We start from the raw sequence: 18,489 nt of genomic DNA, 5'->3' as shown, positions 1-18,489 counted from the left end.
GCCGAACCCTGCGGGCGCCGGGACAGGAGGTCCCGGGACAAGCCCTCGACGCGAAGGACCATGACATGAACGCGCAACTTCAAACCCAGACCGATGCTGGCGCAGACAAGGACTGGTGGCGTGGAGCGGTGATCTACCAGATCTACCCGCGCAGCTACCAGGACAGCAACGGCGACGGCGTGGGCGACCTAAACGGCATCACCGCACGGCTGCCCTATGTGGCCAGCCTGGGGGTCGATGCGATCTGGATCTCGCCTTTTTTCACCTCGCCGATGAAGGACTTCGGCTATGATGTCAGCGACTACTGCGACGTCGATCCGATGTTCGGCACCCTGTCGGATTTCGACGTCATGGTGGATACGGCGCACAAGCTGGGCATTCGCGTGATGATCGATCTCGTGTTGTCCCATACCTCGGACCAGCATCCCTGGTTTGCGCAGAGCCGCGCCAACCGCGACAATCCGAAGGCGGACTGGTACGTCTGGGCCGATCCCAAGCCCGACGGCAATCCGCCCAACAATTGGCTGTCGATCTTCGGTGGCCCGGCCTGGCAATGGGATGCGCGGCGCGAACAGTATTACCTGCACAACTTCCTGACCGAGCAGCCGGACCTGAACTTTCACAATCCGGATGTGCAGGACGCACTGTTGAACGTCGTGCGTTTCTGGCTGGATCGCGGCGTCGACGGGTTCCGCCTGGATACGATCAACTTCTACGTCCACGATCAGCAGCTGCGCGACAACCCGCCGTTGCCGGTGGATCAGCGCGATGCCTCCATCGCGCCCCGTGTGAACCCGTACAACCACCAGCTGCATCTCTACGACAAGAACCGGCCCGAGAACCTCGACTTCCTGGCCCGCTTCCGGGCGGTGCTGGACGAATACGACGCCACCACGGCCGTGGGAGAGGTCGGTGACGCCCAGAAGGGGCTGGAGATCATGGGCGAGTACACCGCCGGGGACGACCGCGTGCACATGTGCTATTCCTTCGAGTTCCTCTCGGGCAGCCAGCCGGACGCGGCGCGCATTGCAGACGTGATGGAAAGGGTCGATACCTTGGTGCCGGACGGCTGGGCCTGCTGGGCGTTTTCCAACCATGACGTCGTGCGCCATGCCAGCCGGTGGGAGCTGACGCCCTCCGCGCAAAAGGCCTTTGCCACGCTGATGATGTGCCTGCGCGGGTCGGTCTGTATTTACCAGGGCGAGGAGCTGGGCCTGCCGGAGGCAGACGTGCCCTTCGAGGACCTGCAGGATCCCTACGGGATCGAGTTCTGGCCCGAGTTCAAGGGGCGCGACGGATGCCGTACGCCGATGGTCTGGGAAAAGTCCAACCAGAGTGGCGGCTTTACCACTGGCGATCCCTGGCTGCCGGTCAGTCATGCGCATCTGGGCCACGCGGTGTCCGAGCAGGAGCATGATCCAGGCGCGCTCTTGCACCATTATCGAAAGGCGATCCATTTCCGTGCGGCCCATCCCGCGTTGGTCAAAGGGGCGCATGACAAGGTCCGCGCCACCGGCAGCGTCGTGCATTTCATCCGCAGTCACGAGGGCGAGGAGGTCTTTGTTGCCGTCAACATGAGCGCCGACCCCGCTGTGATCGAGATGCCCGCCGGCGATTGGCAGCAGATCGGGCAGGAACTGGGCAGCGCCACGGCCGCACCGGATGGCAAGCTGCATCTTGGCCCCTGGCAACCCGCGCTGGCGCGGCGGCAGGCATAACGAGAAAGAGGGGGAGCGGACATGGCCAACCTGAAACTGACCGATGTCGAAAAGACCTATGGCGGGACCGTTCAGGTGTTGCGCGACATCAACCTCGAGATCGACGAGGGTGAACTGATCGTCTTCGTCGGGCCTTCGGGCTGTGGCAAGTCCACGCTGCTCCGGATGATCGCCGGGCTGGAAAAGATCACCGGCGGTACGCTGGAAATCGACGGGCAGGTGGTCAACGACGTCCCGCCCGCGCAGCGTGGCATCGCGATGGTGTTCCAGAGCTACGCTTTGTACCCGCACATGACGGTGCGCGAAAACATGTCCTTTGCGTTGAAACTGGCCAAGAAGAGCCCGGACGAGATCGAAGCCGCGGTTGATCGGGCGGCCAAGATGCTGCAACTGGAACCCTACCTGGACCGCCTGCCCAAAGCCCTGTCAGGTGGTCAGCGGCAGCGCGTGGCCATTGGCCGGTCTCTGGTTCGCGATCCCAAGGTCTATCTCTTCGACGAACCGCTCTCGAACCTGGATGCTGCGCTGCGGGTGGCGACGCGGATCGAGATCGCTCAATTGAAAGAGCAGATGCCCGATCGAACCATGATCTACGTCACCCATGACCAGGTCGAGGCGATGACCCTGGCCAGCCGCATCGTCGTCCTGGCCAACAAGGGGATCGCGCAGGTGGGTAGCCCGCTGGAACTTTATGAAAAACCCAACAGCGAATTCGTGGCGCAGTTCATCGGCTCTCCCTCGATGAACCTGCTGCCCGGCGAGGTGGTCGAGACCGGCGCGCAGACCCGCGTGCAACTGGACGGCGGTGGCACGGCTCTTTCGGACTATCCAACCAACGAGGCTGACAAGGGGCTGCGGGTCAATGTCGGCGTGCGGCCCGAGGATTTCGTGCCCACCGAGGATACGCCGATCTATTCCGGCAAGGTCGAGATCACCGAGGCCCTGGGCGAGGTGACGTTGCTCTATTTCGAGGCCGAAGGTGGGGGCGATCCGGTCATCGGCAAGCTGCCCGGCATTCACCGCGAAATGCGCGGCAAGGAGGTGTCCCTGGGCGCAGAGCCCGACAAGGTGCATCTGTTCGCGGACGGGGTGTCGCTGCTCTATCGGTAAGGCACCTTGCGCCACTCGGCGGTACTCGACCTTGGCATGCTTCGTGCGCCCTCGTCATCGCGGGCAAGCCGTCTGTCCGGTTGCCATTGATCCACGTTCTTGCCATGTCCCGAGGCGGGGCAGGAGACTTGCGACATTGGCAAACTACCGGAAGGAACAGCATGGCCAAGGCAATACACAGCATGATCCGCGTGCTCGACGAGGCACGTTCGGTCGATTTCTACCGGACGGCTTTCGGGTTGGAGATCGCGGAACGCAAGGACTTCGACGATTTCACGCTTGTCTACCTGAGCAATGCAGAGAGCAGCTTCGAGGTCGAACTCACCGTGAACAAGGGACGCACCGAACCCTATGACCTGGGCAATGGTTATGGTCATCTTGCGGTTTCGGTCGCGGACCTGGACGACACCCACAAGCGGCTGACAGATGCGGGGCTGGCGCCGCGCAAGATTGTCGAGTTCGCACCGGAGGGAAAGAGGTTCGCCCGTTTCTTTTTCGTCGCGGATCCTGATGGATACCAGATCGAAGTCCTCGAACGCGGTGGCCGGTTTCAGTAAGGGCGCCGCTGATGGACAAATGAAAAAGGCCCCCGGGACGGGGGCCTTTTGCTTGTCTGGATGACCAGCCTTACTCCGGCTCGTAGGTCAGTTCGATGGGCTTGCGGAACAGCACCTTGTTGCCCTGGCCAAGGACGTAGCGCAACTCGTATTTGCCCGGACCTTCGGGGAGTTTCAGCACCAGCGGGCTGTCCTCGGAGGTGTGCTTGTAGGTGCTGTACTTGTTGTCCGGCTCACCGACCCGGGCAAGGCTGATGTAGTCGCCCTTGTAGTCCGGGCCGTCCCAGTCCAGCCCCAGGACCGCGCCGGCCGGGATCTGTTCCGGTGCGTCGATGCTGGCCGTCACCTCGGTCAGGGTGATCTGGTTGCGCGCCACCACGCGGGGGCTGTCGCCCGCCGCCACATACCGGATCTCGTAGGTGCCCGGTTCCGCCGGGAGCCGCAGCAGCAGCGGAGAGCCTTCGCGGGTGTAGGTGTAGAAGTGGTACTTGTTGTCGGCCATGTCCGCGTCGGCCACAGTGACATAGTCCTTGTCGTAGCCGGGGCCGTCCCATGTCACCAGCACCGAGGCACCGGCCCGCGCCTCCGTGACCACGTCGAGCGTCGCGCTGACGTCCGAGACCTCGATGGTCTTGGTGGCCAGCACGGTGCGGTCCTGCCGCATGACATAGCGGATCTCGTAGGTGCCGGCATCGGCGGGCAGGGTCAGGTCCAGCGGAGAGCCTTCACGGGTGTAGGTATAGTTTACATACCCGTTGTCGCCGATCTCGGACACCGTGATGTAGTCACCTTCGTAGTCCGGCCCGGTCCAGGTCACGGGGATGTCCGATCCCGCCGCGCCGGTCGGGGCCACGTCCAGCGTGGCCGATACCTCTGTCACCTCGATCATCCGCGTGGCCAGAACGGTGCGGTCCTGGCGCATGAAATAGCGCAATTCGTAGGTGCCTGGCTCGGAGGGCATCTTGAGCGTCAGGGGCGCACCTTCGCGGGTGTAGGTGTAGTTGACGTAACCCTTGTCGTCCGGCTTGGACACGGCGATGTAATCGCCGTCATAGTCCGGCCCGGTCCAGGTCACGGGGATGTCGGCGCCCACCTCCGCCGTCTCGGCGGCCTCCAGGCTGGCGTCCAATGCTGTCACCTCGATCATGCGGGTGGCCAGAACGGTACGGTCCTGACGCATGAAATAGCGCAATTCGTAGGTGCCGGGTTCGGGCGGCATCACCAGTTGCGCGGGCGTGCCTTCGCGCGTGTAGGTGTAATTGACATAGCCCTTGTCGCCCGGCTTTGAGACGGCGATGTAATCACCCTCGTAATCCGGTCCGGTCCATGTGACCGGAATGCTTGCGCCGGCGGGGGCGCTGCCATCCGCGTCCAGGCTGGCCTCTGCCGCAGTGACGGTGATCGCCTGCGTGGCAAGTGTCTGGCGTCCGTCCCGCAGCACATAGCGCAACTCATACGCGCCGGGCTCGGGCGGCATCACCAGTTGTGCGGGCGTCCCGTCACGGGTGTAGGTGTAATTCACATAGCCTTTGTCGTCGGGTTTGGAGACGGTGACGTAATCGCCGTCCTCGTCAGGGCCCTCCCAGGTGACGGGGATCGTCGATCCGGCCACCGCCTGTTCCGGCCCGCTGACCAGCGCCTCGGGCAGGGAACTGGGCAGGACGAGGTTGATGGTCTGCGTGGCGTCGGTCACGTCAAAGCTCTTCTCGACGCTGCTCTCGTCCTCGGGGCGCAGGACGGTCACGGTATAGCTGCCGGCGGGCAGGTCGATGTCCAGCGAGGCACTTTGCTGGAAATCGACGATCACCTCTTCGCCGCGGCGGACGTCCCAGACCAGCGGCGTTTCGATGGTGCCGCCGTCGGCGCCGTCCTGCGCCACGAAACGGGTTGCATAGGTGGCCGCCGGCTGCGCCTGTGTCACCTCGGTCAGGGCCTTGCCCAGCTCGCTGGCATTGGCCGCCAGCAGGAACTGGCCGCCGGTCTCGTCGGCCATGCATTGCATCTGGCGGCGTGCCTCGGGGTCGCTGACATCGAAGCCGACCACATGCACGGTCAGGTCCACGCCGGCCTCTTCCAGCGCGCGGGCAGCGGCGCAGGGATCGGGGTTGCAGGTCTCGATCCCGTCAGAGACCAGGATCACGGTGGCCGGGTCCTCGGTGTACTTCAAGGCCTCGGCTGCCTGTATGACGGCGTCGGTCATCGGTGTCTTGCCGCGGGGGCGCAGCCTGTTCACCTGGGCGGCGATGGCGTCGCGGCTGGCGGCGCCCGGTTCGACAAGCGTCTGGATGTCGGTGCAATCGCCCTTGGTGCGGTGGCCGTAGGCGGTCAGTCCCAGCGTCTGCGTCTCGGGCAGGGTGGCCAGCAGATCGCCGACCACGCCCTGTGCGATGGTGATCTTGGCGACGCCGTCGATCTGGCCCCACATGGAGCCGGAGGCGTCGAGAACGAGAATGGAGCGTTGATCCTCCTGCGCGGTGGCAAGCGCGGGAACAAGGCAAAGCGCCAGAGCGGCGCGGCGAAACGCGGTCATGAAATCCCCCCTTCAGGCGGTAATACGCCGTTACCCTGCACCGAGGGCACTGCCCGGGCAAGGAAAGGTTTACCCGACTGGCGCCCGCTGTCCGAGCAGCCTGCGGCGAGAGGAAGCACGCCGGCGGAAATCCGGGCGCCGCCGCCTTTGTTCACACTTCGTTCACGTTTTTCGATTGGCGGTCTCGCCGAATTCAACTATGTCTACGCAGGTTGGAATGCCGGGGGTAAGTGATGCCGGAACTCAAGCAGATCGAAGTCCGCGGGGCGCGCGAGCACAATCTCAAGTCGATCGACGTGGATATCCCACGAGATCAACTGGTTGTCATCACCGGCCTCAGCGGGTCGGGCAAGTCTTCGTTGGCCTTCGACACGATCTACGCCGAGGGGCAGCGCCGCTATGTCGAGTCGCTGTCTGCCTATGCGCGGCAGTTTCTGGACATGATGGAAAAGCCCGACGTCGACCACATCAGTGGTCTGTCGCCGGCAATTTCCATCGAGCAGAAGACAACCTCGAAGAACCCGCGGTCGACCGTTGGGACGGTGACCGAGATCTACGACTACATGCGCCTGCTGTTCGCCCGCGTCGGCACGCCCTATTCGCCCGCCACCGGCCTGCCGATCGAGGCACAACAGGTGCAGGACATGGTGGACCGCGTCATGGGAATGGAGGAAGGCACCCGCGCTTACCTGCTGGCCCCCATCGTGCGCGACCGCAAGGGCGAATACCGCAAGGAATTCCTGGAACTCCGCAAGCAGGGTTTCCAGCGGGTCAAGGTGGACGGCGAGTTTTACGAACTTGATGAGCCGCCGACCCTGGACAAGAAGTTTCGTCACGACATCGACGTTGTCGTCGACCGGATTGTCGTGCGCGAAGGGATGGAGACCCGGCTGGCGGACAGCTTTCGCACCGCGCTGGACCTGGCAGATGGGATCGCTGTGCTGGAAACCGCCCCGCGCGAGGGTGACCCCGAGCGGATCACCTTCAGCGAGAATTTTGCTTGTCCTGTCAGCGGTTTCACCATCCCCGAGATCGAACCGCGCCTGTTCTCCTTCAACGCGCCGTTCGGCGCCTGCCCGGAATGTGACGGGCTGGGGGTTGAGCTTTTCTTTGACGAACGGCTGGTGGTGCCCGACCAGACACTGAAGATCAGCGACGGCGCGCTGGCACCCTGGCGCAAGGGCAAGAGCCCGTATTTCCTGCAGACCATCGAGGCGATCGCGAGGCACTACGAGTTTGACAAGAATGCGCGGTGGAAGGACCTTCCGGCGCATGTCCAGCAGGTGTTCCTTTACGGTTCGGGCGACGAGGAAATCCAGTTCCGCTACGACGAGGGCGGACGCGTCTACCAGGTGAGCCGGGTCTTCGAGGGTGTCATTCCCAACATGGAACGGCGCTATCGCGAGACGGATTCCAATTGGATCCGCGAGGAATTCGAGCGGTACCAGAACAACCGCGATTGCGGCACCTGCGGCGGCTACCGCCTGCGGGAAGAGGCGCTGGCGGTCAAGATCGCCGGGTTGCACGTCGGCCAGGTGGTCGAGATGTCGATCAAACAGGCCTTCGACTGGTGCGAGACGGTGCCCGCCAGCCTGACCAGCCAGAAGAACGAGATCGCCAAGGCCATCCTCAAGGAAATCCGCGAGCGGCTGGGCTTTCTGAATAACGTGGGACTTGAATATCTCACGCTAAGTCGTTCTGCGGGAACGCTTTCCGGTGGCGAGAGTCAGCGTATCCGGCTGGCCAGCCAGATCGGGTCGGGACTGACCGGGGTTCTCTACGTCCTTGATGAACCGTCGATTGGTCTGCACCAGCGGGACAACTCGCGGTTGCTCGACACGCTCAAGAACCTGCGCGACCAGGGCAACACGGTGCTGGTGGTGGAACATGATGAAGAGGCGATCCGCGAGGCGGATTACGTCTTTGACATCGGGCCCGGCGCCGGGGTGCATGGCGGACAGGTGGTTTCGAAAGGCACGCCGGAGGAGGTTGCGGGTGATCCCGCGAGCATGACCGGTCAGTACCTGAGCGGTACACGCGAAATCTCCGTGCCCGACAAGCGACGGAAAGGAAACAAGAAAAAGCTGAAGGTGGTCAAGGCGACGGGGAACAACCTGAAAGAGGTGACCGTCGATTTCCCGCTGGGCAAGTTTGTTTGCGTGACCGGGGTTTCGGGCGGCGGCAAGTCCACGCTGACCATCGAGACGCTGTTCAAGACGGCCAGCATGGCGCTGAACGGCGCGCGACAGACGCCGGCGCCCTGCGAGACGATCAAGGGACTGGAGCACCTGGACAAGGTCATCGACATCGACCAGCGGCCCATCGGGCGGACTCCGCGTTCGAATCCAGCGACTTACACCGGGGCCTTCACCCCGATTCGCGATTGGTTCGCCGGCCTTCCAGAGGCCAAGGCGCGCGGCTACAAGCCGGGGCGGTTCAGCTTCAACGTCAAGGGCGGGCGCTGTGAGGCTTGCCAGGGCGATGGTGTCATCAAGATCGAGATGCACTTTTTGCCCGATGTCTACGTCACCTGCGAGACCTGCAAGGGCGCGCGCTACAACCGTGAAACGCTGGAAGTTCTCTTTAAAGGCAAGAGCATAGCCGACGTTCTTGAGATGACGGTCGAGGATGCGCAGGAGTTCTTCAAGGCGGTTCCGGCGATCCGGGACAAGATGGATGCACTGATGCGCGTTGGGCTGGGCTATATCAAGGTTGGCCAGCAGGCGACGACGCTGTCGGGCGGTGAGGCGCAGCGGGTCAAGCTGTCCAAGGAACTGGCCAAGCGTTCGACCGGCCGCACGCTCTATATCCTGGACGAGCCGACCACGGGCCTGCACTTTGAGGATGTGCGCAAGCTATTGGAAGTGTTGCATGAACTGGTCGAGGCCGGGAACACTGTGGTGGTGATCGAACACAATCTCGACGTCATCAAGACCGCGGATTGGATCATCGATATCGGTCCGGAAGGCGGCGACGGCGGTGGTCAGATCGTTGCCGTGGGCACGCCGGAAAAGGTGGCCGAGGTCGAGGCCTCTCACACCGGGCGCTACCTCAAGCCGATGCTGAAACCGCGCAAGGTGGCGGCCGAGTAGCGGGCCGATTTTTTGTACGAAACGTACAAAACGTACAGCGATTCCAGCAAAACGTACAAAACGTACAAATCGCGCCAGAAATGAACTGGGAGGGCCGTTCGGCCCTCCGTGGGATCAGTCGAGAAGCGCGGCCAGAGAGCCGATGAAATTCAGGATCTCGCTGGTCTCGCGGTCCACCCGCACGACCTCGTCCCCAAGACGATAGTAGGTGCGATCCGGGTCCAGCCCGTAACGCAGCGGATCGCCCAAGATGACATAGTCATCGGTGATGTAATGGCGGTCAGGTGCCTGGACCCGCTTCTTGGCCAAGCCGGGCGGCACGCAGGCGGGGTCCTTCTTGGCAAGCCCGGGCGGGCAGCCCTTGGGCTGGGCCGTGGCGGGCAGCGCCAGCGGCATGGCGGCCAGGATGAGGATGGCAAGCGAGCGGGTCTGCATGGTCGGATCTCCTGTGTCTTCGGAGGGCAATACCGTCCCAAGCCTGCGGGTTCCGAGAAAAGTCACGCCCCCGGCAAAGACTTGCCGGGGGCGTCATGCATGCGCGGTTACTTGCGGGCGCAGGTCCTGATGCCAAGCAGGCTGTACGGCGGGCAGGATCCCATCGCCGCGGTGGCCAGCATGACGACGCCGACGACCAGGGCGATCCAGGCCCAGGTGCCGCTGAGCCAAGCAAAGAAGGCGATCACCAGAAGAACGCCCAGAACCGCACGGATGGCGCGATCGGCGGACCCCATATTTTTCTCGAACATAACTTCCCCCAGACAAAGGTTCACTTCCGGGTCCGTCATGACTCGGATCACGATTCGAGAATATGATTTGGATCAACCGCGCCCGCGCGTCTCGAAGCGGGGCAGCATGGCCGAGAAGTCGCGGCCCGCGCCGTCCTCTTCCTCGACGAAGCGGCGGTAGAGGTCCATTGCCGCCTGGCCCAGCGGCGTGTCTGCATCGACCTCGCTTGCGGCCTGCTGGCTCAGGCGCAGGTCCTTGAGCATCAGGTCGGCGGCGAAACCGGGCTGATAGTCGTTGTCCGAGGGCGATTGCGGGCCGACGCCCGGGGCGGGGCAATAGGTGGTCATCGACCAGCTTTGCCCCGAGGAGGTCGAGACCACGTCATACATCGCCTCGCGCGAGAGGCCCAGCTTGTCGGCCAGGGCAAAGGCCTCGCAGGTGGCGATCATGGTCACGCCGAGGATCATGTTGTTGCAGATCTTCGCCGCCTGGCCGTTGCCCGGGGCGCCGCAATGTACCGCCTTCTGGCCCATGACCTCGAACAGGGGCAGGGCGCGGGCAAAGGCGGCGTCGGACCCGCCGACCATGAAGGTCAGCGTGCCGCCCGCCGCGCCGCCGACACCGCCCGAAACCGGCGCATCCATGGCCTCGACCCCGTGGGCGGCGGCCATTTCGGCGGCGGCCCGGGCCGCCGCCACGTCGACGGTGGAGCAATCCAGGTGAATGGCGCCCTTGTCCATGACGGGCAGGATCTCTGCCGCGACCGTCTTGAGGATCGCGCCGTTGGGCAGCATGGTGATGACCACGTCGGCGCCCTGCGCGGCCTCCTGTGCGGTGGCGACGGAGGTAACGCCCTCGGCCGTTGTCCCCGCCACGTCGAAGCCCTTGACCGCATGGCCCGCCCTGGCAAGATTGGCGGCCATCGGCGCGCCCATGTTGCCCAGTCCGATGAATCCGATCTGCATGGTCCTCTCCCTGAAATCCAGCTTGTCCTTGCCGAGCGGCATCAGCATTTTCGACACGTCCACGAGAGGCACGCTGTCGAGCGCGTGGCGCCAGTTCGGCGATTTGTCCTTGTCGATGATGGCCGCCCGGATGCCTTCGAGGAAGTCCCCCTGTTCCATGATCCGGTGGCTGACGCGGTATTCCATCTCGAGCGCCTTGCGGATGTCGAGGCCGGGGCTGCGCAGACGGTGGATCATCTCGAGCGTGACGGCCATCGAGAGCGGCGCGTTGCGCGACAGGCGCTTGAGCGCATCCCGTGCCAGGTCGCTGTCGCTGGCTTCCAGGGTGTTGAGCACGTCGCGCAGGGTCTCGCCGCCGAAGAGCGCGTCGATCTCGGGCTGGGCTGTGGCCAGCGGGCTGTCCGGTGGCTGTGGGGCCTCGCCCAGGGCGGCAATATCGCCGGTTTCGATCAGCGCCTGTTTCAGGGCGGGCCAGTCCGCCTCGGGGTGGAACCGGTCGGCAAAGCCCGCGTGGATGGCATCGCCCGGACCCATGCGCGCGGCGGTGATCCCAAGGTATTCGCCTAGCCGCCCCGGCGCGCGGGCCAGCGTGTAGGTGCCGCCCACGTCGGGCACAAAGCCGATGCCGCATTCGGGCATGGAGATCTGTGTCGACTCGCCGACGATGCGATGCGCGCAATGTCCGCCGATGCCGACGCCACCGCCCATGACGAAGCCGTGCAGGAAACTGACGATGGGTTTCGGATACTCGGCCAGCTTGGCGTTCATGCGGTATTCGTCGCGCCAGAAATTGCGGCCGTAGTCGAGGTCGCCCGCCATGCCGGTCCGGTACATCTCGGCGATGTCGCCGCCGGCGCAGAAGGCGCGGTCGCCCACCGCGTCCAGGATGATCAGCTTGACGCTGTCGTCATGCCGCCAGGCGTCCAGCGCCTGTTCCGTGGCAAGGCACATGTCCCAGGTCAGCGCGTTCAGCGCCTTGGGGCGGGTCAGGGTGATGCGGCCGGCCTGGCCTTCGGTGCGGATCTGGATGTCTGACATGTCGGTCCTGGCTGTGAGGGCGGGGGCGAGGGGGCTGTCTGCCCCCTCGCGCTCCCCCGCGAGGTATTTTCAGAGAGAAGAAGCCAAGGCGGTCAACTGGCCAGCATCTGGCGCGAGACGATCAGGCGCATGATCTCGTTGGTGCCTTCGAGGATCTGGTGCACGCGCAGGTCGCGGACGATCTTTTCGACGCCGTAGTCGGCGAGGTAGCCGTAGCCGCCGAACATCTGCAAACAGCCGTTGGCGACCTCGAAGGCGCTGTCGGTGACCATGAGCTTGGCCATCGCGCAGAATTTCGTGGCATCGGGAGCGCCGGTGTCGAGCTTCCAGGCGGCCTGGCGCAGGAAGGTGCGGGCGGCCTGGAGCCTGGTCTCGTACTCGGCCAGACGGAATTGCAGGGCCTGGAACTGGTCGATGGTGCGGCCGAAGGCCTTGCGCTCGGACATGTATTGCAGCGTCAGGTCGAGGGCGTTCTGCGCGCCACCGAGCGCGCTGGCCGAGATGTTGAGACGCCCGCCGTCGAGCCCCGCCATCGCGTAGGCAAAGCCGCGCCCCTCTTCGCCGATGAGGTTTTCCGCCGGCACCGGGCAGTCGTCGAACTGGACCTGGGCGGTGGGGGAGGATTTCCAGCCCATCTTGTCCTCGAGCGCGCCGAAGCTGAGGCCGGGGCTGCCGTCCTCGATGAAGAGGGTCGAGATGCCTTTCGGACCGTCGTCGCCGGTGCGGCACATGGTGACATAGGCGTCCGAGTAGCCGCCGCCGGAAATGAAGGCCTTTGTGCCTGTCAGGCGGTAGCCCTCGTTGGTCTTTTCCGCGCGGGTGCGCAGCGCGGCGGCGTCCGATCCCGACCCCGGTTCGGTCAGGCAGTAGCTGAGGACCGTTTCCATCGTCAGGACCTTCGGCAGGACGCGGGCCTTGAAGTCGTCGCTGGCGAAGCTGTCGATCATCTTGGCGCACATGTTGTGGATCGACAGGAAGGAGGCGACCGAGGGGCAGGCCATGCTGAGCGCCTCGAAGATCAGCGTGCCGTCGAGACGGGTCAGGCCCGCGCCGCCGCTGTCCTCGCTGACATAGAGCCCGCCGAAACCGAGTTCCGCGATCTCGGGCCAGAGCTCTTTGGGGATCGTGCCCTCGGCCTCCCACTGGCGGGCGAAGGGCGCGATCCTTTCCTGCCCGAAGGCATGGGCCATGTCGAAGATGGCGGTCTGTTCCTCTGAAAGCGCGAAATCCATTGCGGCCGTCCTCCCCCGGGCTGAAATGAACGCATGTTCAGATTGTCGCCCGAAGGGCTGCGCAATGCAACCGTGCACAGCGCAGGACCGCTTTGCATTTCTGCAAAACGGTGAAGTTCGTGGAAGGTTTGTGTTTGCGGTAACTCAGGTGCGGGCGAGGGTCGTGCGGATCACGTCCTCTACCCGGGCAAGGCCGATGTCGTTGTCGAACTTTGCCTCTGCGGTGGCGCGGGCGGCGCGGGTCATCTCTGTCCGGTCGGGCGTGTCGAGGATCTGCGCGATGCGGTCGGCAAAGCCGGTTTGGTCCCATTCTTCGACCAGAAGCCCGTTCACGCCGTCCTCGACCGCCTCGGGGATGCCGGCGTGGCGGGTGGACAGGATGATGCAGCCGCAGGCAAGCGCCTCTTGAATGGCGGTGGGCAGGCCTTCGGTGTTGCCATCGGGGGCGGTGATGGAATGCTGCAGGAAGACCTCTGTGGTTTGCAGGTGCTGGCGGACCTGATCGTGGGGCAGGGCGCCGGTGAATGTCACCTTGTCCCCCACGCCGAGGGTCTGAGCGAGGGCCTTGCACTCTTCGAGAAGCGGGCCGTCGCCGATGAAGGTCAGATGCGCGTTGCGGGTGGCGGCGGCGCTGGCGAAGGCCCGCAGGGTCACTTGCGGGGCCTTTTTTGCAACCATGCGCCCGACGGCCAGGAAGCTGCCGGGGCGTTTGTCCGCGGGGGTAAAGCGGCGGATGTCGACGCCGGAGGGCACGACATGGGCGTTGTCGTGGCGGATGCCGTGGCGGCCGAGGTTGTCGAGCAGGAATTGCGAGACCGAGAACATGCCCGCAAGCCGCGGCATCATCAGCCGATAAGAGCGCACGCGTTGCGCCGAGCGCAGCATTTTGGAGGCATCGGTGCCGCGCCAGTAGGTGAAGACGGGAATGCCCATGTCATTGCCCAGCTTGGCCATGACCAGCGCCTGGGTCCCGAATTCGGCGAGGATCACCCGGACGCCCTGGTCTTGCAGGAAAGCGGACAGGCGCTTGCGGTTGTCGCCGAAGGGCAGGCGCGAGGTGCCATGCAGCAGCGCGCCAGAGGCGGCGGCAAAGGGGGCGCGCAGCCTGTCCATCGGGGTCAGGGGCGCGCGGCGGGTGAATAGCGGCTTGCCCAGCGGGTCCTCGCCGTTGAACCGGCCGCAGACCACGCAGGTGTCGCCCCCGAAGAGATGGGCGATGTGGCGATTGATGAAGGTCTCGCCCATCACGAAGTAGTCGGAGGTGGCGATGGCGGTTTTCATGGGGCTCTCCACGCTGCTCTGGCGCTGGTAGCGTGGGAGGGGCGCGGTGCCAAGGGGATCGTCCTGATCTCGCCGACATGCCAGCGGATGTCCCGTAGACCGGATCTTGATCTTTCGGGAAATCCGAAAGGTCATGTTTGGTTTTCATCATATCCAGCGTGTAATCTATTAACTAACATTTCAGAAGCAATGCCAGGCGGCGGATAGAGAATAACGGGAGGGCCCGGGGCGTCGCAGGCACCGGGCCGGGAGAAAGGGACAGGAAAGATGCACGCAATCACGGCAGAGGCCGACAGCGGCGAGGTGGCGCAGGACGCGCTGCGCCCGGTGACGGAACAGGAAAAGTCCTGGGGCTGGTTCGCGATCTTCAACGTCTGGGCCAACGACATCCAGTCGCTGTTCGGCTATTCGCTGGTGGCCTCCCTGTTCATCTCCTTCGGGGTCAGCGGATGGACGGCCTTTGCCTCGCTGATCGTTGCGGGGCTTTTCGTGATGTTCCTGGTGAACCTCTCGGGGGCGGCGGGGGAACGCTATGGCATTCCCTATCCGGTCTTTGCCCGTGCCAGCATGGGCACCGAGGGGGCCAAGCTGCCCGCCGTCCTGCGGGCGACGGTGGCGGTGTTCTGGTACGGGGTTCAGGTCTATTTCGCCTCGACGGCGCTGGCCTTGCTCATCAAGTCGGTCACCGGGATCAGCGGCGGCACCGCCTACCTTGGCCTGACAGAGATCGACTGGCTGTCCTTCGTCCTTGTCTGGGCCTTTCACATAGCGATCTTCTGGCGCGGTATGGACTGGGTCGAAGGCTTTCTGAACTTTGCCGGGCCCTTTGTCTACGCGGTCATGATCGGGCTGGTGATCTACCTGTGGTTCGCCGCGGACGGCAGGCTCTTGTCCGAGGCGCAGACGATCTTTGCCAACCCGGAGGGCACATGGGTGACCGAGTTCAAGGGCGCGGTGACGATCTTTGGGACCATGGTGGCCTATTTCGCCGCCGTGATGATCAACTTCTCGGACTTCTCGCGCTATGCCCGGGACAAGAAGGCGATGGTGCGCGGCAACCTGGCGGGGCTGCCGTTCAACATGATCCTGTTCTCGGCGCTGGCCCTGCTGACCACCGCCGGGGCTGCCGTGGTCTATGGCGAGAAGATCATCAACCCGACCGAGATCGTCGATCGCACCGACAGCGTCGTGCTGGGGATCATTGCGGCAATCACCTTCTTCGCCGCGACCGTGGGCATCAACCTGGTGGCCAATTTCATCCCGGCGGTGAACGGCATCGCCAACCTTGCGCCGTCGAAGATCAGTTTCCGCAAGGCGGGTCTCATCACCTCGGGCTTTGCGCTGGTGATCGGCGGTCTCTGGACCAGCTTCATCAGCCAGTTCGGCATCTCCGGCTTCGTCAACACGCTGGGCGCGACGCTGGCGCCGCTCTACGGGATCATGATCGTCGACTATTACCTGCTGCGCAAAGAGGCGCTGAAGCGTGACGACCTCTACAACGAGCAGGGGGGCCTCTACCACTATGGCAACGGCTGGAACGAGCACGCGCTGGTGGCCTTCTGCGTGGCGGCGGTGTTTTCGGTCGCGACGGTCTGGGTGCCGGGACTGAACCAGTTGGCCGGCTATGCCTGGATCATCGGGGCGGTGGTGGGCGGTGTCATCTACCTGGTCCGCGCCAGGGGCAAGGTCGCCGTCTGATCCTTGGGTCGCGGGCCTGTGTGGGTCCGCGGCCTGCAACGGGTGCGTCTAAGAGCGTGCATGGCGCCGGGCTTTGGCCTGGCGCTTTTGCTTTGGAGGGGCTGGGCGTCGTGATCTTGCGTGACCCTCTCCGGATATGCCTAGGTGGGCACGTCCGGTCCGCCGGTCGTCCAGCGGACCGGGGCCTGTCGGAAAGGGGGGCAAAGATGTATGACCTGACGCCACTGGAGCCCGCGGAAGTGGACCCTCAACTGGCGCCGTTCCTGGAACCCGGTGAGCGGGTCCTTTGGCAGGCGCGCCCGGATCCTGCCGCCCTTGGGTCGGGCGGTTCGACATTTGGCGGTGTTCTGACCGGGGGGCTTGGTCTTGCGATCCTGACCGGGCTTTTCGACAGCGTGACGGGCCTGTCGCTGGGACCTCAGTCGCGCCTGTTGCCGGGGCTGGCGCTTGTCGGGGTCGGGGTTGTGGCCTTTGTCGTGCCACGGATCAATCGCCGCCGCGTCCGGGTCTACGCGGTTACGGACAGGCGCCTGTTGAGCATCCGTGGGAATGATGTCTACAGGTCGGCCCAGCCCGACGAGATCCTCTCTGTCTACACCCGGCGCGGGGCCGTCTGCTGGCGCGAACTGGGGTACAAGGACAGGAGCGATGCCCGGACGGTCGAGGCGCGATATCCCGGGTTTCACGGGGTCGAGGACCCCGAGACGCTGCTTCGGCTGGTACAGGACTGGCGCGAGGGCTTTTCCCGCCGGGCCGAGGCGGCGGCGACGGATTACCTGGCGCGGGAGCAGGGAGAGGAGGGGGACGCGGATGCGGTTGGACAGGCCGACAGGGGCAGCCAACGGGTGCGCCATCCCGCGACCGGGCTGACCGTGGATGTCCCCGCGGGGTGGCCGGTCACCGTGCGACAGGATTACGACGGGCCGTTGGTCGTCTTTGGGGTCACGCTGCTGAAACGGATCATCCGGCCCGGGCCGGAGCGGACGCTGGGCAGTGGCGGGGACTGGACCCTGATGATGGCCCGGGGCGGGCCGGATGCCGGTGTCGGCATGAAGATCCACGACGGCCCGATCCCGCAAAGCTACGACGAGGTGCTGAACGATCCTTGGGCGCGGCGGTTCAACCTGAAACTGCTCCAGTCCAACCCGGAGGTGGAGGTCGGGCCGTTCCGGGGGTTCTCGGTCGTGCGGCAGATGCCGAAAGGGGCCAACCTGCAGATGTTCGGCCAGGTGGCGGCCCCGGTCGCGGTGCGGCAGATCTGGCTGGCGCGCGGCGACATGCATGTCCAGTTCATGGGCATCGCGCGGCTGGACCAGCACGACGTCCAGAGCGCCGTGGACGCGGTTGTCGAAACCTTGCGCGTGACCTGACCCATCCTCACAGGTCGGCGTGGAATTCCTCGATCAGGTGGTGCACGACGGCGCGCATCTGGCCCTCGTGGTCGGCGCCCGCGTCCCGCGCAGCGGCCAGCGCGGCGCGCTGACGGTCGGCAGAGGTGCCTTCGGTGGCGATCTCCCGCACGCGGGCAAGTTCGGTCAGGCACTTCAGTTCGGCCGCGTCTTCCTGCAGCAGGTCCATCAGTTCCTCGACCAGTTGCGGGAAGGGCACGACCTGCGCCGCCCCGAAGTCGATCAACCCCTCGGAGACCCCGTAGCGCTGCGCGCGCCAGCGGTTCTCGCCGATCAGGAACCGATCGTAGAGGCGCCAGCGCTGGTTGCGCACCCGCAGCCGCCAGAGCATCCGCATCAGGCATTGCACCAGGGCCGCCAGCGTCAGCGCATGTTCCATGCGCGGCTGCACGTCCATGATGCGCGCCTCGAGCGTGGGGAAATTAGACGACGGGCGCAGGTCCCACCAGATGCGGGTGCGGTCCTCGATCACGCCGGTCTCGATCAGCACTTCGGTCGAACGATGATAGTCCTGCCAACTGTCGAACTGCGGCGGCAGGCCGGTGCGCGGCAGGTTGTCGAAGACGGAAATACGGTAGCTGGCCAGTTTTGTGTCCTCGCCCTGCCAAAAGGGTGACGAGGCCGAAAGCGCCAGCAGGTGCGGGAGAAAGTAGCTGGTCTGCGCCAGAAGGTCGGCGCGCAGCGGATCGTCTTCCAGCCCGACGTGCACATGCATCCCGCAGATCAGCATTCGCCGCACCACGCTGCCCAGGGCGCGGTCGAGGTCGTTGTACCGCTCCTTGTCGGTGTGATGCTGCTGTTTCCAGTCGGCCAGTGGGTGACAGGAGGCGGCGATGGGCGACAAACCGTAGTTGGCCGCATGGCGCGACACGGCCTCGCGCAGGCGACGCAGTTCCTCGCGGGCCTCGGCGACGCTGGTGCAGGGGCGGGTGCCAATCTCGATCTGGCATTGCAGGAACTCGGGGCTGACCTGGCCTTCAAGCTCGGCGGCGCAGGCCTCCATCAACCCGTCAGGCGCCTCGACCAGCGCGCAGGTCTCGCGGTCGACCAGCAGGTATTCCTCTTCGATGCCGATGCTGAACGGTGGCTCGGTCATGCTTCCCCCCGGGTTTTCTCGAAGGAAAGCAGAGCGC

13 protein-coding genes are annotated in these 18,489 nt (G+C 64.7%); 6 read left to right on the top strand and 7 right to left on the bottom strand.

The window, feature by feature from the left end:
- Positions 1–65: 65 nt before the first annotated feature.
- The 3 genes from bglA (at position 66) to ACQY5B_RS12345 (ending at position 3,385) form a co-directional block, all read left to right on the top strand.
- A complete protein-coding gene (gene bglA, locus ACQY5B_RS12355) occupies positions 66–1,718 on the top strand; it encodes a beta-galactosidase BglA (protein WP_420325050.1) in 1,653 nt (550 codons plus the stop codon).
- A gap of 21 nt (positions 1,719–1,739) precedes the next feature.
- On the top strand, positions 1,740–2,828 hold the full coding sequence (locus ACQY5B_RS12350; RefSeq protein ID WP_305968292.1) for an ABC transporter ATP-binding protein: 1,089 nt from the start codon (positions 1,740–1,742) through the stop codon (positions 2,826–2,828).
- Between the two features lie 161 nt (positions 2,829–2,989).
- On the top strand, positions 2,990–3,385 hold the full coding sequence (locus ACQY5B_RS12345; protein ID WP_420325051.1) for a VOC family protein: 396 nt from the start codon (positions 2,990–2,992) through the stop codon (positions 3,383–3,385).
- 70 nt (positions 3,386–3,455) lie between these two features.
- Here the strand turns inward: ACQY5B_RS12345 and ACQY5B_RS12340 are convergent, their stop codons facing one another.
- Positions 3,456–5,915 carry a vWA domain-containing protein gene (locus ACQY5B_RS12340; RefSeq protein WP_420325052.1) on the bottom strand — a complete coding sequence of 820 codons (2,460 nt, stop codon included), beginning with the start codon at positions 5,913–5,915 and terminating at the stop codon, positions 3,456–3,458.
- Positions 5,916–6,148: 233 nt separating this feature from the next.
- Here ACQY5B_RS12340 and uvrA point away from each other — a divergent pair, with 233 nt between their 5' ends.
- Entirely contained in the window at positions 6,149–9,007 is a 2,859-nt protein-coding gene (gene uvrA / locus ACQY5B_RS12335) for an excinuclease ABC subunit UvrA (protein WP_420325053.1), read from the top strand.
- Between the two features lie 114 nt (positions 9,008–9,121).
- Here uvrA and ACQY5B_RS12330 read toward each other — a convergent pair whose 3' ends face one another.
- The 5 genes from ACQY5B_RS12330 to ACQY5B_RS12310 all read right to left on the bottom strand — a co-directional run bounded on the left by ACQY5B_RS12330 (position 9,122) and on the right by ACQY5B_RS12310 (position 14,249).
- The gene (locus tag ACQY5B_RS12330) at positions 9,122–9,442 is read right to left on the bottom strand and encodes an excinuclease ABC subunit A (RefSeq protein WP_420325054.1); all 321 of its coding nucleotides are present in this window, start codon (positions 9,440–9,442) and stop codon (positions 9,122–9,124) included.
- 107 nt (positions 9,443–9,549) lie between these two features.
- Positions 9,550–9,753, bottom strand: a complete 204-nt coding sequence (locus ACQY5B_RS12325) for a YgaP family membrane protein (RefSeq protein ID WP_305968297.1) — start codon at positions 9,751–9,753, stop codon at positions 9,550–9,552.
- A 72-nt stretch (positions 9,754–9,825) separates the two neighbouring features.
- Positions 9,826–11,736, bottom strand: coding sequence for a 3-hydroxyisobutyrate dehydrogenase (gene mmsB, locus ACQY5B_RS12320; protein ID WP_420325055.1), 1,911 nt, complete (start codon positions 11,734–11,736; stop codon positions 9,826–9,828).
- Between the two features lie 92 nt (positions 11,737–11,828).
- A complete protein-coding gene (locus tag ACQY5B_RS12315) occupies positions 11,829–12,968 on the bottom strand; it encodes an acyl-CoA dehydrogenase family protein (RefSeq protein ID WP_420325056.1) in 1,140 nt (379 codons plus the stop codon).
- Between the two features lie 144 nt (positions 12,969–13,112).
- The gene (locus ACQY5B_RS12310) at positions 13,113–14,249 is read right to left on the bottom strand and encodes a glycosyltransferase (RefSeq protein ID WP_420325057.1); all 1,137 of its coding nucleotides are present in this window, start codon (positions 14,247–14,249) and stop codon (positions 13,113–13,115) included.
- Between the two features lie 267 nt (positions 14,250–14,516).
- On the opposite strand from ACQY5B_RS12310, the gene ACQY5B_RS12305 reads away from it, so the two are divergent.
- Positions 14,517–15,947, top strand: a complete 1,431-nt coding sequence (locus tag ACQY5B_RS12305) for an NCS1 family nucleobase:cation symporter-1 (protein WP_420325058.1) — start codon at positions 14,517–14,519, stop codon at positions 15,945–15,947.
- Positions 15,948–16,153: 206 nt separating this feature from the next.
- A complete protein-coding gene (locus ACQY5B_RS12300; RefSeq protein WP_420325059.1) occupies positions 16,154–17,317 on the top strand; it encodes a hypothetical protein in 1,164 nt (387 codons plus the stop codon).
- A 7-nt stretch (positions 17,318–17,324) separates the two neighbouring features.
- On the opposite strand, the gene ACQY5B_RS12295 is transcribed toward ACQY5B_RS12300, so the two are convergent.
- A complete protein-coding gene (locus ACQY5B_RS12295) occupies positions 17,325–18,452 on the bottom strand; it encodes a carboxylate-amine ligase (RefSeq protein WP_420325060.1) in 1,128 nt (375 codons plus the stop codon).
- Positions 18,453–18,489: the final 37 nt, after the last annotated feature.

Origin of the sequence: Antarctobacter sp., assembly GCF_965277915.1 — a bacterium.
Taxonomy (GTDB): Bacteria; Pseudomonadota; Alphaproteobacteria; order Rhodobacterales; family Rhodobacteraceae; genus Antarctobacter.
The sequence above is the reverse complement of the archived record's forward strand: the minus strand, read 5'-3'. Positions and strand labels throughout refer to the sequence as shown.

What these genes read in the sequence shown, in the direction of transcription:
- ACQY5B_RS12325 (WP_305968297.1), bottom strand. Translation starts at nt 9,753, where the DNA reads ATGTTCGAGAAAAATATGGGGTCCGCCGATCGCGCCATCCGTGCGGTT.
- ACQY5B_RS12340 (WP_420325052.1), bottom strand. Translation starts at nt 5,915, where the DNA reads ATGACCGCGTTTCGCCGCGCCGCTCTGGCGCTTTGCCTTGTTCCCGCG.
- ACQY5B_RS12295 (WP_420325060.1), bottom strand. Translation starts at nt 18,452, where the DNA reads ATGACCGAGCCACCGTTCAGCATCGGCATCGAAGAGGAATACCTGCTG.
- ACQY5B_RS12350 (WP_305968292.1), top strand. Translation starts at nt 1,740, where the DNA reads ATGGCCAACCTGAAACTGACCGATGTCGAAAAGACCTATGGCGGGACC.
- ACQY5B_RS12310 (WP_420325057.1), bottom strand. Translation starts at nt 14,249, where the DNA reads ATGAAAACCGCCATCGCCACCTCCGACTACTTCGTGATGGGCGAGACC.
- ACQY5B_RS12300 (WP_420325059.1), top strand. Translation starts at nt 16,154, where the DNA reads ATGTATGACCTGACGCCACTGGAGCCCGCGGAAGTGGACCCTCAACTG.
- bglA (WP_420325050.1), top strand. Translation starts at nt 66, where the DNA reads ATGAACGCGCAACTTCAAACCCAGACCGATGCTGGCGCAGACAAGGAC.
- mmsB (WP_420325055.1), bottom strand. Translation starts at nt 11,736, where the DNA reads ATGTCAGACATCCAGATCCGCACCGAAGGCCAGGCCGGCCGCATCACC.
- ACQY5B_RS12345 (WP_420325051.1), top strand. Translation starts at nt 2,990, where the DNA reads ATGGCCAAGGCAATACACAGCATGATCCGCGTGCTCGACGAGGCACGT.
- uvrA (WP_420325053.1), top strand. Translation starts at nt 6,149, where the DNA reads ATGCCGGAACTCAAGCAGATCGAAGTCCGCGGGGCGCGCGAGCACAAT.
- ACQY5B_RS12315 (WP_420325056.1), bottom strand. Translation starts at nt 12,968, where the DNA reads ATGGATTTCGCGCTTTCAGAGGAACAGACCGCCATCTTCGACATGGCC.
- ACQY5B_RS12330 (WP_420325054.1), bottom strand. Translation starts at nt 9,442, where the DNA reads ATGCAGACCCGCTCGCTTGCCATCCTCATCCTGGCCGCCATGCCGCTG.
- ACQY5B_RS12305 (WP_420325058.1), top strand. Translation starts at nt 14,517, where the DNA reads ATGCACGCAATCACGGCAGAGGCCGACAGCGGCGAGGTGGCGCAGGAC.